This window comes from Williamsia sp. R60 (assembly GCF_054063855.1).
In genome coordinates this window covers 988,035-1,001,400 of record NZ_JBSSGR010000001.1, presented here as the reverse complement: position 1 = coordinate 1,001,400, position 13,366 = coordinate 988,035, and the positions used below count along the sequence as shown (strand labels likewise).

Below are 13,366 nucleotides of genomic sequence, written 5' to 3'. Positions count from 1 at the left end.
TCACGCTAGTTGCGACGCGACGCCTTTGGCTTCTCGATTTCTGATCGGTCTGGCCACCTTTTTCGTGACGCAGGACGGCATCCCTGCGGTCTCACCCGCGGCCTCACCCCGGTAGATGCTCGGCGACATCCCGACCAACTCGGTGAAGCGGGTGCTGAACGTTCCCAGCGATGAACAACCCACGGCGAAACACACTTCGGTGACGTTCAGATCGCCCCGCTGGAGCAACGCCTTCGCACGCTCGATTCGCCGGGTCATCAGATAGGAGTACGGCGACTCGCCGTAGGCGAGCTTGAACTGGCGACTGAGATGACCTGCCGACACGTTCACTCCTCGGGCAAGGGCTTCGACGTTCAGTGGTTCTGCGTACTCGCGGTCGATCCGATCGCGGACACGTCGCAGCAGAGCAAGGTCTCGAAGGTTCTGCGCGGCGGCGGAGTCGCTGGTCACAAGCGTGATGTTGCCATGTCTGCTCCACCTTGCCCAGCGTTCTTGGCCTTGTTCCCTGCATCGCGGGCGTCCGGCCGCAGATCCAGCCGACGCAGGAGCTGCGCGTTGAGGGCAACCACAACAGTCGAGATCGACATGAGGATGGCGCCCACAGACATCGGCAGCACGAACCCGATCGGGGCCAGCAGTCCAGCAGCCAGCGGCACGGAGATCAGGTTGTAACCGGCTGCCCACCAGAGGTTTTGCTTCATCTTTTGGTAGCCCGCCTTGGACAACTCGATCACCGACACGACCGAACGCGGATCGTCCCCGGCCAGGATGACCCCTGCCGATGCGATCGCGACGTCGGTCCCGGCGCCGATGGCGATGCCCACATCGGCCTGGGCCAGCGCGGGCGCGTCGTTCACCCCGTCACCCACCATGGCGGTGGTGCGTCCGGCGCCCTGCAGTTCTTTGACCTTCGACGCCTTGTCCTCCGGCCGAACTCCGGCGAACACGCGGTCGATACCCAGCTCGGTCGCGACCGATCGGGCCACGGCTTCGGCGTCACCGGTGATCATGACAACCTCGATGCCCTGTCGATGCAGTGCCGCAACGGCTTCCCGCGATTCCGGCCTGATGTCGTCGGCCAACTTCAGTGCTCCGACCACCTCGTCGTCGACGAGTACGTGCAGGATGATGGCTCCGTCGGCCCGCCATTTTTCGGCGACCTCGACCTCGGCGCGCTGATACCGCTCCAACATGCGCGGGCCCCCGACCCGGACATGCTGACCTTCCACTGACGCCGAAACCCCTTCAGCCGGCGACGCCCGGAACTGTTCGGCCGAGGGAACCTGCAGCTGACGCGCCTTGGCGGCCTCGACGATCGCCTTGCCCAACGGATGCTCGCTGTCGGACTCCACCGCCGCGGCCACGGCAAGCACACGGTCTTCAGTCGCTGTGCCGAGTGCATGGACCGCGACAACCGTCGGCTCCCCTTGCGTCAACGTGCCGGTCTTGTCGAACAGCACCGCGTCGACCGACCGCATGCGTTCAAGAGCGAGGCGGTCTTTGACCAGCACACCTGCACGAGCAGCGCGTTCGGTGGCGATCGCAACCACGAGAGGGATCGCCAGCCCTAGAGCATGGGGGCACGCGATCACCAGCACGGTGATGGTGCGCACCACCGCGTCGTCGGTGGATCCGAGAACCGACCAGACGATTGCGGTGAGGGCTGCGGCGCCGAGCGCGTACCAGAAGAGCCACGCGGCCGCGCGGTCCGCGAGGCGTTGTGCCCGCGACGACGAGTTCTGCGCCTCGGACACCAGGCGCTGGATCCCTGCAAGCGCGGTGTCGTCACCGATGGCCGTGACACGAACGCGCAGAGCTGAATCGGTGGCGACGGTTCCGGCCACCACTGCGTCCCCGACCGTCCGGCCGACGGTGCGCGATTCGCCCGTCACCATCGACTCGTCGACCTCCGCGGTCCCGTCGATGATCGTTCCATCGGCCGGCACACTCGCTCCCGGACGTACGAGAACCACGTCGCCCAGACGGAGTGCCGCGGGAGCTACGAGCACCGTGGTGCCACCGTCGATCTTCTCTGCCTCGTCGGGCAACAGTGCGGCCAGCGAGTCGAGTGCCGACGTGGTCTGTGCCAGCGACCGCATCTCGATCCAGTGCCCGAGCAGCATGATGACGATCAGTAGCGCCAGCTCCCACCAGAAATCCAGATCATGGTGCAGCACATCGAGGCTCGCGCCCCATGAGGCGACGAACGCGACCGTGATGGCAAGAGCGATGAGCAGCATCATTCCGGGGGCCCGCGAGCGGATCTCGCCGACCGCGCCGCTGAGGAACGGGCGGCCACCCCACATGAACATGACCGTGCCGAGCACCGGCGAGATCCACGAGACGAACTCGTGGTCGGGTAATTCGTAGCCGATGAGCATTGCGAACATGCCCGAGAATCCGACGACCGGGACTGCGAGCGCGAGCATGATCCAGAACAGTCGGCGGAACTGTCCGACGTGATCGCCGTGGCCGGAATGCCCCGCGTGCCCCGCATGACCACCCTGATGGTCCATTCCCTCATGAGCTGCGTGATGTTCGACGTGAGCCGAGTGGTTGTGCATCGTGTCCATGTCCCGAATATATACCCCCCAGGGGTATGTGTCGAGGAGTTGTTTGAACAACAAAGGCGCTCCCGCCGAAGCCGGAGCGCCTTTGCTTGATCTTTTGATTCCTGTGAACGGTCAGGACTGCAGGAGCGACCTCATGGTGTCGATCTCCTGCTGCTGAGTCGCCGCAATCGTCGTTGCGAGTTGCTTGGCAGCCTGGTTTTCACCGTCGGCGATCTCGGCGTTTGCCATCTCGATGGCGCCGACGTGATGTTCGATCATCATGGCCAGCCAGGCCTGGTCGAACTCCGTGCCACTCTTGGCCGCCAGGTCATTCATCTCTTGCTCCGACATCATTCCGCTCATGGTGTCGTCGCCGTGATGCATGTCGCCCTGCCCTCCACCTTGTGCGCTGGGATCAGGTTTGTCCCACTGCTTCAACCACTGGGCGAGCTGTTGCATCTCCGGACCCTGAGCCGACTCGATGGCATCAGCGAGTTGGACAACCTCGGGAGTGGTGGTCCGCCCCTCGACCAGTTGGGCCATCTCCACGGCTTGCGCATGGTGGGGGTACATCATCTGCGCAAACATCACATCGGCATCGTTGAACGAGGCGGCCTGTTCCGAATTCGAGGCCGTCGGAGCGGCAGATGTGGCAGCCGACTGGTGGGACATCGAGCCCATGTCGTGGTCACCGTTGTCAGAACTGCACCCCGCGAAAAGCAAGGTTGCCGAAGCAGCGATGCCAACGAGCGCGAAACCGGTTCGGCGAGAACGTGTTTTGTACATGGTTATTCCTTCGAATGTTGACAGGGATCGGCGTGCGAAACACACGCCATGACGAGGACTCGCCCGCGGGAACGGGCGGGAGTCCATCAGATCCTCAAGATCGACAACTTTTCGAGGGAGGGCGCGGCCCAGGGTGGGGCGCGCGAGGCGTACCTCCCGTTGCCACGAAGGTGGATTCGCGGTCCGGCGTCGGCGCTTTGGTGCCCTAGTAGCCGCCGCACGATCAGCAACACCGACGCGACGGTTATCAACGCCATGCAGAGGGCCATGGCAGCATGCGTTGTCCAATGGGTGCCGTCGGCTGCCATCGCCGGCGGGGCCATGGTTGTGTGGCCCGCATGCTCCTGGTGGGTGGTGACTGCGGCATGTGCGCCTGCGACGCCATGCGCCGGTGCGTGCACCATGGGCACCGAGTGCATGAGGAGAACTGCCAGTAGCGCTGCAAACGCCGATGCCGCGACAGTGGCGGTTGACCCGACGAAGGCGGAGTCAGTGCGCTGCGTACGCGTCATCTCACCCTCCTCGTGTCGGCCGAACCCGACTATACCCCCGTAGGGTACCGAAGCAAGTAGGTCGACGTGGAATCCCGGATTCGCCGACAACCCGAGGATGCCGGAAGGTCCACACTCAGCTCCGTCCATACCCGAGTCGCCAACCGCGCAGGCTTCCGTTCCGAGTCGGCCCGCCTCAATCTCCGAAATGAACACCAACACGGTCACCGATCGACCACGCCAACGCCCCCTGGCACTGAACTACATACGTTTGCGCGGGGATTCGCGTCTCACTCTCGTCCACTGCGGCCACTGCAGACGAGATCGCCGCAAGTCGCTGCCGCAGCTCGCGCTCTACGACCAATTGCGGGTATTGACTAGCCAGTCGACCGATGAAAGCCACATCGTCGGCGGCCTCGTTCAGATAATGTCCCGCATGCCCCTTCACGTGGAAGACAGCGATTCCACACGACGCCTGCTGCCAAGCTTCCTCAAAGCGAACCATGGCGGCGTCGCTTATCCCTCGGTACCCCTCAACCGGCACTCTCCCGCCGACCAAGGCCTTCGCGACCGTGACGGCATCCGTCGAATCGGACAATACGCACATCTCGCCCCGGACATGTTCGGCGAAGACTTCGATGGCCAGGCTGATCGCATGTAGTTCGGACTCGCTGGTGTTGCCCTCCGTACTGGTCACGTTCAAGGCGGCCTCGCCGCGATCACTGATAGCGGCCACTGCGGTCGCGCCATTGCGGTCCACCGACGCATCGGTTGCGACGATCAAACTATCCACCGGGTCAGCGTTTACATCCGATATCGACGGAAACCATTGCGGCACAACAGATGGCAAAAATCCGTGAGTTGCACTGTCGTCGGCGGCTTGCGACGTGGACCTCGCCTGCCCCGGCAGTGTGATCGAGCGTCCTAGGCGCAGGTAGTCTTGCATTCGTTCGATTGCCCGCGCGATTGCGCGGTTGTCCTCGCACGCGCCGCGAGTCACCGGAAAGCCTTGCTCGTGAAGTTTTTCCGCCGTCACATAACGCTTCTTGGGTACCACGACCCATGCCGGTCCGCTCCCGGCTGCGATTTCACGCCACACAGAGTCGAGAATTGCGTCCCACCCGCCGTCTCCGCGGGTGGAATGGTACAGACGCTCTTTGGTCGCCTCATCGCTGCGACCGCTATCCGACGTCACCACCAGCCACCAGAGCCGTACCGGCATCTGAGCATCACCTGTCGACTGCCGCCATGACACCAGAGCGATATGCACCGGAGCCGCCACTAAATCGTCAGAAGGTAGTAGCGGCGCACTGAACCGATGTTTGCGCCGGACAAGCAGGTCGCCGTCGATATGGGCGTCGTCGTACATGACGCAGACAATCGCACCGGCCACCGACATTTTCGCTATCACGCAGAACCACGCACAACCAAAACGGGACCGAAGTACGCGCGTGCATCTGCCAAGAAGCTCGGGAACATCCCGCCCAGACAAGCCGATGCCGCTCGTAGAGGCGAGACCTTGCGGACTCGCGAAAGAGCACTCCGCTACACGTTGAAACGGAACTCCACGACATCCCCGTCGGCCATCACGTAGTCCTTGCCTTCCATCCGGACCTTGCCTGCAGCTTTCGCCGCAGCCATCGAGCCGGCGGCGTCGAGGTCGTCGAAGGACACGATCTCGGCTTTGATGAAGCCTTTTTCGAAGTCGGTGTGGATGACACCTGCAGCCTTTGGTGCGGTGTCGCCCTTGTGGATTGTCCACGCGCGCGACTCTTTTGGTCCCGCAGTGAGGTAGGTCTGCAGCCCGAGGGTGTGGAATCCCGCGCGAGCCAGCGAATGCAGGCCGGGCTCGTCCTGGCCGATGGAGTCAAGAAGTTCCTGGGCATCCTCGGCGTCGAGTTCGAGCAACTCGCTCTCCACCTTGGCGTCCAGGAACACCGCGTCTGCCGGGGCCACAACAGCTTTGAGTTCAGCGATGCGGTCGGCATCGGTGAGCACGGACTCATCGGCGTTGAACACGTAAAGGAACGGCTTGGTGGTCATCAGATGCAGCTCACGGAGTTTCGCGAAGTCCAGGGAGTCCTTCTGCGAGAACAGGGTCTTGCCTTCGTCGAGTACCTTCTGCGCGGCCTGGGCGGCCGCCACGACCTCGACGAGGTCCTTGTTCTTCCGCGAATCCTTCTCCAGCCGCGGCAGCGCCTTCTCGAGCGTCTGCATGTCGGCGAGGATGAGCTCGGTCTCGATCACCTCGATGTCGGACACCGGATCGACCCGGCCGTCAACGTGCACCACATCGTCATCGGCGAACACACGCACCACCTGGCAGATGGCTTCGGCTTCGCGGATGTTGGCGAGGAATTGGTTACCCATCCCCTCGCCCTCCGAGGCGCCCTTGACGATGCCCGCGATGTCGACGAACGACACCGTGGCGGGCAGGATCCGCTCGCTGGAGAAGATCTCCGCGAGCCGGGCCAGCCGCGAGTCGGGCAACTCCACCACACCGATGTTGGGCTCGATCGTGGCGAACGGGTAGTTCGCGGCGAGCACATCGTTGCGGGTCAGCGCGTTGAAAAGGGTGGATTTGCCGACGTTGGGCAGTCCGACGATACCGAGGGTAAGACTCACAACCGACCAGTCTAGTTGCCGCCCGGAGCACGTCAGCGCGCCGTACGATCCCCGGCGCCGTGCGAGTGCTTACGTGGGTTCGGGATCGGTGGGCAATTCGCCCTTGGGAACCACCAGATCATCGTCCTCTTCGTCCGCTTCCACCGTCTCGCCGGCGCGGATGGCGATCTGCTCATCGAGGTACCGCAGGATCACCGTGCCGACCGCCGCGACCGGGACCGCCAAGAAGGCACCGACGATGCCGAACAGCGATCCACCGAGTGACACCGACAGCAAGACGATGACCGCATGCATGTTCATCGACCTCGACTGCAGCCACGGCTGCAGCACGTTTCCTTCCAACTGCTGGACGGCCACGATGATGCCCAGCACGATGAGGGCGGTCCACACCCCGTTGCCCACCAACGCCACCAACACCGCCAGAGCGCCGGCAACAAACGCACCGACGATCGGGATGAACCCGCCCATGAACGTGATGATGGCCAGCGCATACGCAAGTGGCACACCGAGAATCACCAAGCCGAGCCCGATCAGTACGGCGTCGATCAAGCTGACCAGCGCCTGGGTTCGAATGAAGGCACCCAGCGTCGACCACACCCTCGTCATTACCTCTGCGAGGTGCTCGGCGACCGGCTGGCCGCTCGCCCGGCGGAGCCACGGCACGAACCGGGGTCCGTCCTTGAGGAAGAAGAACACGAGGAAGATCACGGTGAAGAGCGTGATCAGAACGGACGTCGCCGCGGTCACGCCGGAGAAGACACCCGAGGCGATGGTCGCGCTCGAGTCCTGGATGCGGCTGGTGATGGCGTCCACGCCATTGTTGAGCTGGTCTTCGCTGAACCGGAACGGTGGACCGTGCAGCCACTCCTGCACCTTCTCGACACCCTCCGTGGCCTGGTTCGCCAGATCGGTGGACTGGTCGACGACGGACGGTGCGATCGCGCTGATCACCCCGGCCACCACCAAAAGCGCGAGAACCAGGACCAGGCCGGATGCCGCGGCAGGCGCAACCCCCTTGGACCGCAACCAACGCACGGGTGGCCACAGCACCGTGCAGACGATGAGCGCAATGGCGATGGGCAGCAGAATCGTCCACAACTTGCCGATGACCCACGCCGCGATCCAGGCGGCGATCGTGATCAAGATGATCCGGAGGCTGTGCTTGGCCGTCCACGCCATACCGTTCCCGATCACCCTGCCGCGGGTGGGGTGCGACCGGCGGCGTGGACCGGTCACGGACTTGGTGACCTTGGGCCGAACTTGCTCCGACGCGTCGTCCGACGGTGTTGTTGCCATGGTGTGATCGTCACATACGACGCCGACCGGGACCGAACTCGACATCGAACGGCTCACAGGATGTCGCCGGTGCTCCGTACGGTTGTCACGAGGAGGTCATCATGCAGTCGATCCGTCGCGAACAGGTTCTTGCTGCCCGGTGGTTCGCTCAGCAACTCGAACGTCCTGCCGGAACCGGTGACGACTGCGATCTGCTCGACTTCGGTGTCCAGGACACCGGACCCGACGGCGCGCCTTGGGCTTTGACGATCCGGGGGATGTCAGCGGCCGCGATGGAGGGTCTCACCGTGGCCTGGACGGTGCGTGGAGCGCCACACTACTACCGGCGGACCGACCTCGGTGATGTCGCGGTGGCCGTCAGCCCCTACTCGTCACTCGATGCCGCCAAACGGATCTTCGACGCCAACAAGAAGTTCAAGGACGCGGGTGTCGACACCCTCGTGGCGCTGCGCGAGCTGGCCACCACGATGCGCGCCCTCGTCACCGACACGATGGTGAAGGGCGAGATGTCGAGCCGGTTGACCACCGAGCTGCCCGAGCACCACCTACGGGACTGCACACCGTGCGGTGCGGTGCACCCACATGAGCAGACGTTTCGCCTCGCGGCTCTGCAGGCCGGTCTCGAACTGGTCCCGAACACCAGCCCACCGGTGTTGCACAGGGTGAAAGGTCTGCGCCCCAACGAATTCCGTAGGCCGGACGCCGACGCGTCCCCACAATTCGACCTCATCCGCAATTACCTGCGGTTCTACGGTCCTGCCGCGGCCCAAGAGGTGGCGGCGTTTTTGGACGCACCGGTGAAAGAGGTCAAGGCGCACTGGCCCGATGACGTTCTCGATGTCGACGTCGAAGGTCAGGGCAAATCGGCGTTGCTCGAGGCCATCGACGTCCTGACCGATCCCCCACAGCCGACGGCTGTCCGGCTCGCCGGACCGTATGACGCTCTACTGCAAGGACGCGACCGAGAGATGCTGGTCCCCGAGGTCGAGCGCCGTAAAGCCGTGTGGCCGGTCCTGGGTAGACCGGGAGTGATTTTTGCGGCAGCCGAACCGGTGGGCACCTGGCGTCCCGCCAAGGCGGGCAAGAAATTACGGATCAAGGTCGAGCCGTGGGTCCGTCACACCACCAAAATGCAGAAAGCCATCGCTGCCGAGGCCGAAAGATTGGCCCGGTTCCGTGGCGTCACACTCGCCGGCATCGACACCATGGACTGACGTTCAGGCGCGTCGACGCTGCAGCCAGCGGAACATCCCGCCGACCGCGTCGAGGTCTTGCTGCACCGGATCCACGTCTTTCGGCTGCGGCAGATCCGTACCCGCGGCGGGCCGGACCGACCCGGCGGAAGCGTTCTTCTCGGCCTCGATCGCCGACCGCACCGACTGTTCGCCGTAGAGACCCATCATGATCTCGACACCCCAGCCGGGAAACTGCGACAACGGCGCCTCTTTGCGTCCCCATCGTGTTACGTACATATTTCCACTCTGGCACGGGTTGGACGTTTTGTCCGCCTTTTCCTGCGCAAAGAGCCTGAAAGTCGGCAGTTTCAGGCTAACCGCCACAGCTTCCACGTGATCTGGGACACAGCGTCTCACGCGGGCCGCCAGGCGCGCGTGAGCGGCCCAGAACCCCCGTGACGGCCGCGTCCGATTCCCGCTAGTAAGAGTGCCGGAATACTGCCAGAGTGGTGCCATGCCCACCACCGCGATCAGTGCGAGCCAACTCGACTTCGACCGTTGCTTCCGCGCGCTACAGGCACGCGACGCCCGGTTCGACGGTCAGTTCTTCGTGGCGGTACGCACCACCGGCATCTATTGCCGGCCATCGTGCCCGGCCATCACGCCCAAGCCCGGCAACGTCTCGTTTGTCCTGACCGCCGCGGCCGCCCAGCAGAACGGCTATCGCGCCTGCCGTCGTTGCCTCCCCGATGCCGTCCCGGGTTCGCCGCGCTGGAACATCAACTCCGACCTCGCCTCACGTGCCATGCGACTGATCGAGGACGGCATCGTGGACCGGGGCGGCGTGAACGGCCTGGCCCAGCACCTCGGGTACTCGCCACGCCAACTCGGGCGGGTTCTCGGTGAACAGATCGGCGCCGGACCACTCGCCCTGGCCAGGGCCTACCGGGCCACCACCGCGCGGATGCTCATTCAATGCACCACGATGCCGATGTCGGACATCGCATTTGCCGCCGGCTTCGCCAGCATCCGGCAGTTCAACGACACGGTGCGCGAGGTGTTCGCCCAGACGCCCACCGCTCTGCGTGCCAAAGGTGCCACCAACGCGCCAGGTGCCACCGGCAGTGCCGTCACACTCAAACTCGCTGTCCGCCAGCCGTTCACACCACCCTGGTTGCGGTGGTTCCTGTCCGGACACGCTGTGGCGGGTGTGGAGAGCTGGGATGGCCGTATCTACCGACGTTCGATGTCGTTGCCGCATGGGCCGGTGATCGTCGGTCTGGAGATCTTGTCCGACCATGTCCGCGCCGACCTCCGGTTGCACGACATGCGCGACCTCGGAGTGGCGGTGCACCGCGTCCGGCAGTTGCTGGATCTGGACGCCGACGTGGCCGCGGCCAACGAGGTCCTCGCGGCAGATCCTGCTCTGGCGCCTCTGATCTCCGAACGCCCGGGCATACGAGCCCCCGGATGTACCGACGCCTTCGAAGTTCTCCTTCGTACGATGATCGGCCAGCAGATCTCCTTACCTGCCGCACGGACCCACGCCGCCAAACTGGTTGCGGCCCTGGGGGAACCTCTGGCCGAGCCGGACGGCGACATCACCCACCTCTTCCCCACGGCCGACGCGGTGGCCGAGCGAGGGACGCAGGTGCTCACCGGGCCGGCCGCCCGCACCTCGGCCATCGTCGACGTGAGCCGAGCCGTAGCCGACGGCCACCTCACCATCCATCCAGGGATGCCGGCAGCAGAGGTGCGTACCCAGTTGCTCGCCCAACGCGGAATCGGTTCGTGGACCGCGGACTACGTGACGATGCGCCTGCTCAACAATCCCGATGTGTTGCTCAGTACCGACCTGGTGCTCAAACGCTCGGCTCAGGACCTGGGGATCGACCTCGGCGCCACCGGGCACTGGTCGCCGTGGCGCTCGTACGCATCGATGCACCTGTGGGCCCATGCTCTCGCACGAACGGTTCCGATGCTGGCGCCCACACCCACCTCCATCCCTGCACCCACAAGAGAGAAGATCTGATGAGTACAGCTGCCTGGTCCACCATCTCGACACCCACCGGACCATTCACCATGATCGTCGACAGCGACGGTCGGGTGCTCGCCTCCGGATGGTCCGACGATCCCGAATACCTCAAAGCCCTTGTCCACAGGTCGATCCGCCCGCTGACATTGGTGGACAAGCCCGATCTGGGTGAGGTCACCACTGCCGCGAAGACCTACCACCAAGGCAACCTGACGGCCATCGACAACATCCCTGTCCGGCAACGATCAGGTGAGTTCCTCGAACATGCCTGGGACGTGCTGCGAGAAGTGCCCGCCGGGGCTCCGGTCAGCTACACGGAGTACGCGGCCCGTAGCGGCAGGCCCGCCGCGATCCGCGCTGCTGCGAGCGCATGTGCCCGCAACGCCGCGGCCCTGTTCGTCCCTTGTCATCGAGTGCTGCGTACCGACAAGACCCTCGGGGGGTTCCGGTACGGCCTCGACGTCAAACGATGGCTGATCGCCCACGAAGAACGGGCCTGAGACCACCGCGCCTCCCCGAGGATGTCCGACCCCTGATGCACCATCAACACCATGGGTACCACCGCAGTTCTACTGCTCGTCCTCGGGCTGGTGATCGGATTCGCTCTCGGATGGTTTGTGCACGCCGGCCGATCCAACACCGAAGTGGCTGTCGCGCGGGCGGAGGCCGAAGCCGCGCATGCCAATCACGATCTACTGGTCCGATCGTTGTCGGCGGCCAGCGAGGATGCCGCCCGCCGCCAGTCCGGGGCGATCGGGCAGCAGGTCTCGCACATCGTCGGCCCGCTGCGTGACACGCTCGACTCGCTCGCGGGCGAACTGCGCCGTACCGAACGCAACCGCATCGCGGCCTATGCGGGCCTTTCCGAGCAGGTCACCGGAATGCGCCAGACCACAGCACATCTGGGGTCGCAGGCCGAACAATTGGCCGGAGCGCTGCGTTCCCCACAAGCCCGCGGAAGGTGGGGCGAACTGCACCTCGAGCGCGTGATCGAGGCGGCGGGTCTGCAGCGACACTGCGACTTCACGACGCAGGCCGCCGGGACCACCAACGACTCGAGCCGCGTCCGGCCCGACCTCGTGGTGCACCTTCCCGGAGGGAAAGACATCGTCATCGATGCGAAAGTGCCGTTGTCGGCATATCTGGAAGCCGCTGAGAGCACCGACCCGACCGCACGGGCGCAGGGCTACCGCGCGCACGCCCGCGCCCTGCGCGCTCACGTGCAGCAGCTGTCGTCGAAGTCCTATTGGGAATCTGTCGGCAACTCACCCGAGTTCGTGGTGCTGTTCGTCCCGGGTGAGGCCATCTTGGAGATGGCGTGCCGCGCCGACCCAGACCTCCTCGACTTCGGATTCGACCAGAACGTCGTGATCGCCACTCCCACCAATCTGGTTGCCCTGCTCCGAACGATCGCGCTGGGCTGGCGTCAGGAAGCTCTGACCCGAGATGCCCAGCAGATCCACCATCTCGGCAAAGAGTTGTATCAACGCATCGGGATGGTCACCCGCCACCTGGACAAGCTCGGGGGTTCGCTGTCCAAGGCCGTGGACTCCTACAACGGCGCGATCGGCACCATCGATTCACGGATCACCGTCACCGCCCGCAAATTGTCCGAACTCGACGCATTTGCCGACCTCGATGACCTCGCCCCGCCGGTTCCGATCGACTCCCAGCCCCGACGCACCGGTGCCGGGCTGGTCTGACGTGCACCGACCGGCCTTCTTGGAATGGACAAGATGACTTGGAAGGCCCGGTCGCGTGGCTTCCTAGTCATCTTCAAGCCCAGTCCAAGCGGCAGACGCCACAGTGATTCCAGTTCCCTTCAAAACCTGGAGTCAGTCACATGCATGTCAGCCGCGTTCCTCAGACACCGTCATCCGGAACTCTTCGAAGCGCCGGCGTGGTCAGTGGCTGGCTCCTCACCACCGCAGCCGTGGGAGCATTCGCATTCGCGGCCGGAGGCAACGCCGACCGTGAGCTGACCGGCCAGGTGATCACACCGGCGGCGACCGTGGCCGCCAATGTCGAAACTGCGAACACCGGCTCGCTCGGCAGTGTCCTCACACACGCGAAGGTCACCGCGGCCGTCGTGAACGCGACTCGGACCACCGGGCAACAGCCAGGCTGCAGCGGAATCGGATCGGCCGACCACGTGCGCACCCTGCTGATACGGGAGCGAGCCGTGCAGTCGTCGAACCGGCGCGGACCGCGGACGCTGGCGCGGGCGGCGGACTTCACATGCGCGCACGCGATCACCACGACGTCCACGGGAGCCCGTGTGGGGAGCGTTCCCGGGTCGGGTCTGCCGGGCCGGGCCTCGCTCGACGGCCCCCGTTAGCGATACTCGCCACAGTTCGATCCCACGGGTTCGTTACCGGGTTTCTCAGGGTTTACCGGTACGGTCGA

General features: G+C 64.6%; 13 protein-coding genes. 5 read left to right on the top strand and 8 right to left on the bottom strand.

Going from position 1 to position 13,366, the window contains the following annotated elements:
* The 7 genes from ACVWY6_RS04380 to ACVWY6_RS04350 form a co-directional block, all read right to left on the bottom strand.
* Complete coding sequence (locus ACVWY6_RS04380) at positions 1–450, bottom strand: helix-turn-helix transcriptional regulator (protein WP_457536347.1); 450 nt, start codon at positions 448–450, stop codon at positions 1–3.
* Positions 447–2,573 carry a heavy metal translocating P-type ATPase gene (locus ACVWY6_RS04375; RefSeq protein WP_457536345.1) on the bottom strand — a complete coding sequence of 709 codons (2,127 nt, stop codon included), beginning with the start codon at positions 2,571–2,573 and terminating at the stop codon, positions 447–449. Before ACVWY6_RS04375 ends, ACVWY6_RS04380 begins: the two co-directional genes overlap by 4 nt.
* A gap of 111 nt (positions 2,574–2,684) precedes the next feature.
* The gene (locus tag ACVWY6_RS04370) at positions 2,685–3,338 is read right to left on the bottom strand and encodes a DUF305 domain-containing protein (protein WP_457536343.1); all 654 of its coding nucleotides are present in this window, start codon (positions 3,336–3,338) and stop codon (positions 2,685–2,687) included.
* A gap of 86 nt (positions 3,339–3,424) precedes the next feature.
* On the bottom strand, positions 3,425–3,850 hold the full coding sequence (locus ACVWY6_RS04365) for a DUF6153 family protein (protein ID WP_457536342.1): 426 nt from the start codon (positions 3,848–3,850) through the stop codon (positions 3,425–3,427).
* Positions 3,851–4,025: 175 nt separating this feature from the next.
* Entirely contained in the window at positions 4,026–5,198 is a 1,173-nt protein-coding gene (locus ACVWY6_RS04360; RefSeq protein WP_457536340.1) for an RNase H family protein, read from the bottom strand.
* 176 nt (positions 5,199–5,374) lie between these two features.
* Positions 5,375–6,454 carry a redox-regulated ATPase YchF gene (gene ychF, locus ACVWY6_RS04355; RefSeq protein ID WP_023963187.1) on the bottom strand — a complete coding sequence of 360 codons (1,080 nt, stop codon included), beginning with the start codon at positions 6,452–6,454 and terminating at the stop codon, positions 5,375–5,377.
* 69 nt (positions 6,455–6,523) lie between these two features.
* Positions 6,524–7,750 (bottom strand): AI-2E family transporter, encoded by a 1,227-nt coding sequence (locus tag ACVWY6_RS04350; protein WP_457536339.1) that lies wholly within the window; start codon positions 7,748–7,750, stop codon positions 6,524–6,526.
* Between the two features lie 101 nt (positions 7,751–7,851).
* Here ACVWY6_RS04350 and ACVWY6_RS04345 point away from each other — a divergent pair, with 101 nt between their 5' ends.
* The gene (locus ACVWY6_RS04345; protein ID WP_457536337.1) at positions 7,852–8,964 is read left to right on the top strand and encodes a DNA glycosylase AlkZ-like family protein; all 1,113 of its coding nucleotides are present in this window, start codon (positions 7,852–7,854) and stop codon (positions 8,962–8,964) included.
* A 3-nt stretch (positions 8,965–8,967) separates the two neighbouring features.
* Here the strand turns inward: ACVWY6_RS04345 and ACVWY6_RS04340 are convergent, their stop codons facing one another.
* Complete coding sequence (locus ACVWY6_RS04340; protein WP_062798692.1) at positions 8,968–9,222, bottom strand: hypothetical protein; 255 nt, start codon at positions 9,220–9,222, stop codon at positions 8,968–8,970.
* Between the two features lie 217 nt (positions 9,223–9,439).
* On the opposite strand from ACVWY6_RS04340, the gene ACVWY6_RS04335 reads away from it, so the two are divergent.
* From ACVWY6_RS04335 to ACVWY6_RS04320, 4 genes are all read left to right on the top strand, one after another.
* Entirely contained in the window at positions 9,440–10,957 is a 1,518-nt protein-coding gene (locus tag ACVWY6_RS04335) for an AlkA N-terminal domain-containing protein (protein WP_457536334.1), read from the top strand.
* On the top strand, positions 10,957–11,460 hold the full coding sequence (locus ACVWY6_RS04330; protein WP_457536333.1) for a methylated-DNA--[protein]-cysteine S-methyltransferase: 504 nt from the start codon (positions 10,957–10,959) through the stop codon (positions 11,458–11,460). Before ACVWY6_RS04335 ends, ACVWY6_RS04330 begins: the two co-directional genes overlap by 1 nt.
* A gap of 51 nt (positions 11,461–11,511) precedes the next feature.
* Positions 11,512–12,663 (top strand): DNA recombination protein RmuC, encoded by a 1,152-nt coding sequence (locus ACVWY6_RS04325; protein ID WP_062798698.1) that lies wholly within the window; start codon positions 11,512–11,514, stop codon positions 12,661–12,663.
* Positions 12,664–12,803: 140 nt separating this feature from the next.
* On the top strand, positions 12,804–13,298 hold the full coding sequence (locus ACVWY6_RS04320; RefSeq protein WP_457536331.1) for a hypothetical protein: 495 nt from the start codon (positions 12,804–12,806) through the stop codon (positions 13,296–13,298).
* Positions 13,299–13,366 lie beyond the last annotated feature (68 nt).

Bases quoted from the DNA above. Each gene is read 5' to 3' on its own strand.
- ACVWY6_RS04375 (WP_457536345.1), bottom strand. From the start codon at position 2,573: ATGGACACGATGCACAACCACTCGGCTCACGTCGAACATCACGCAGCT.
- ACVWY6_RS04370 (WP_457536343.1), bottom strand. From the start codon at position 3,338: ATGTACAAAACACGTTCTCGCCGAACCGGTTTCGCGCTCGTTGGCATC.
- ACVWY6_RS04365 (WP_457536342.1), bottom strand. From the start codon at position 3,850: ATGACGCGTACGCAGCGCACTGACTCCGCCTTCGTCGGGTCAACCGCC.
- ACVWY6_RS04360 (WP_457536340.1), bottom strand. From the start codon at position 5,198: ATGTACGACGACGCCCATATCGACGGCGACCTGCTTGTCCGGCGCAAA.
- ACVWY6_RS04350 (WP_457536339.1), bottom strand. From the start codon at position 7,750: ATGGCAACAACACCGTCGGACGACGCGTCGGAGCAAGTTCGGCCCAAG.
- ACVWY6_RS04345 (WP_457536337.1), top strand. From the start codon at position 7,852: ATGCAGTCGATCCGTCGCGAACAGGTTCTTGCTGCCCGGTGGTTCGCT.
- ACVWY6_RS04340 (WP_062798692.1), bottom strand. From the start codon at position 9,222: ATGTACGTAACACGATGGGGACGCAAAGAGGCGCCGTTGTCGCAGTTT.
- ACVWY6_RS04335 (WP_457536334.1), top strand. From the start codon at position 9,440: ATGCCCACCACCGCGATCAGTGCGAGCCAACTCGACTTCGACCGTTGC.
- ACVWY6_RS04330 (WP_457536333.1), top strand. From the start codon at position 10,957: ATGAGTACAGCTGCCTGGTCCACCATCTCGACACCCACCGGACCATTC.
- ACVWY6_RS04325 (WP_062798698.1), top strand. From the start codon at position 11,512: ATGGGTACCACCGCAGTTCTACTGCTCGTCCTCGGGCTGGTGATCGGA.
- ACVWY6_RS04320 (WP_457536331.1), top strand. From the start codon at position 12,804: ATGCATGTCAGCCGCGTTCCTCAGACACCGTCATCCGGAACTCTTCGA.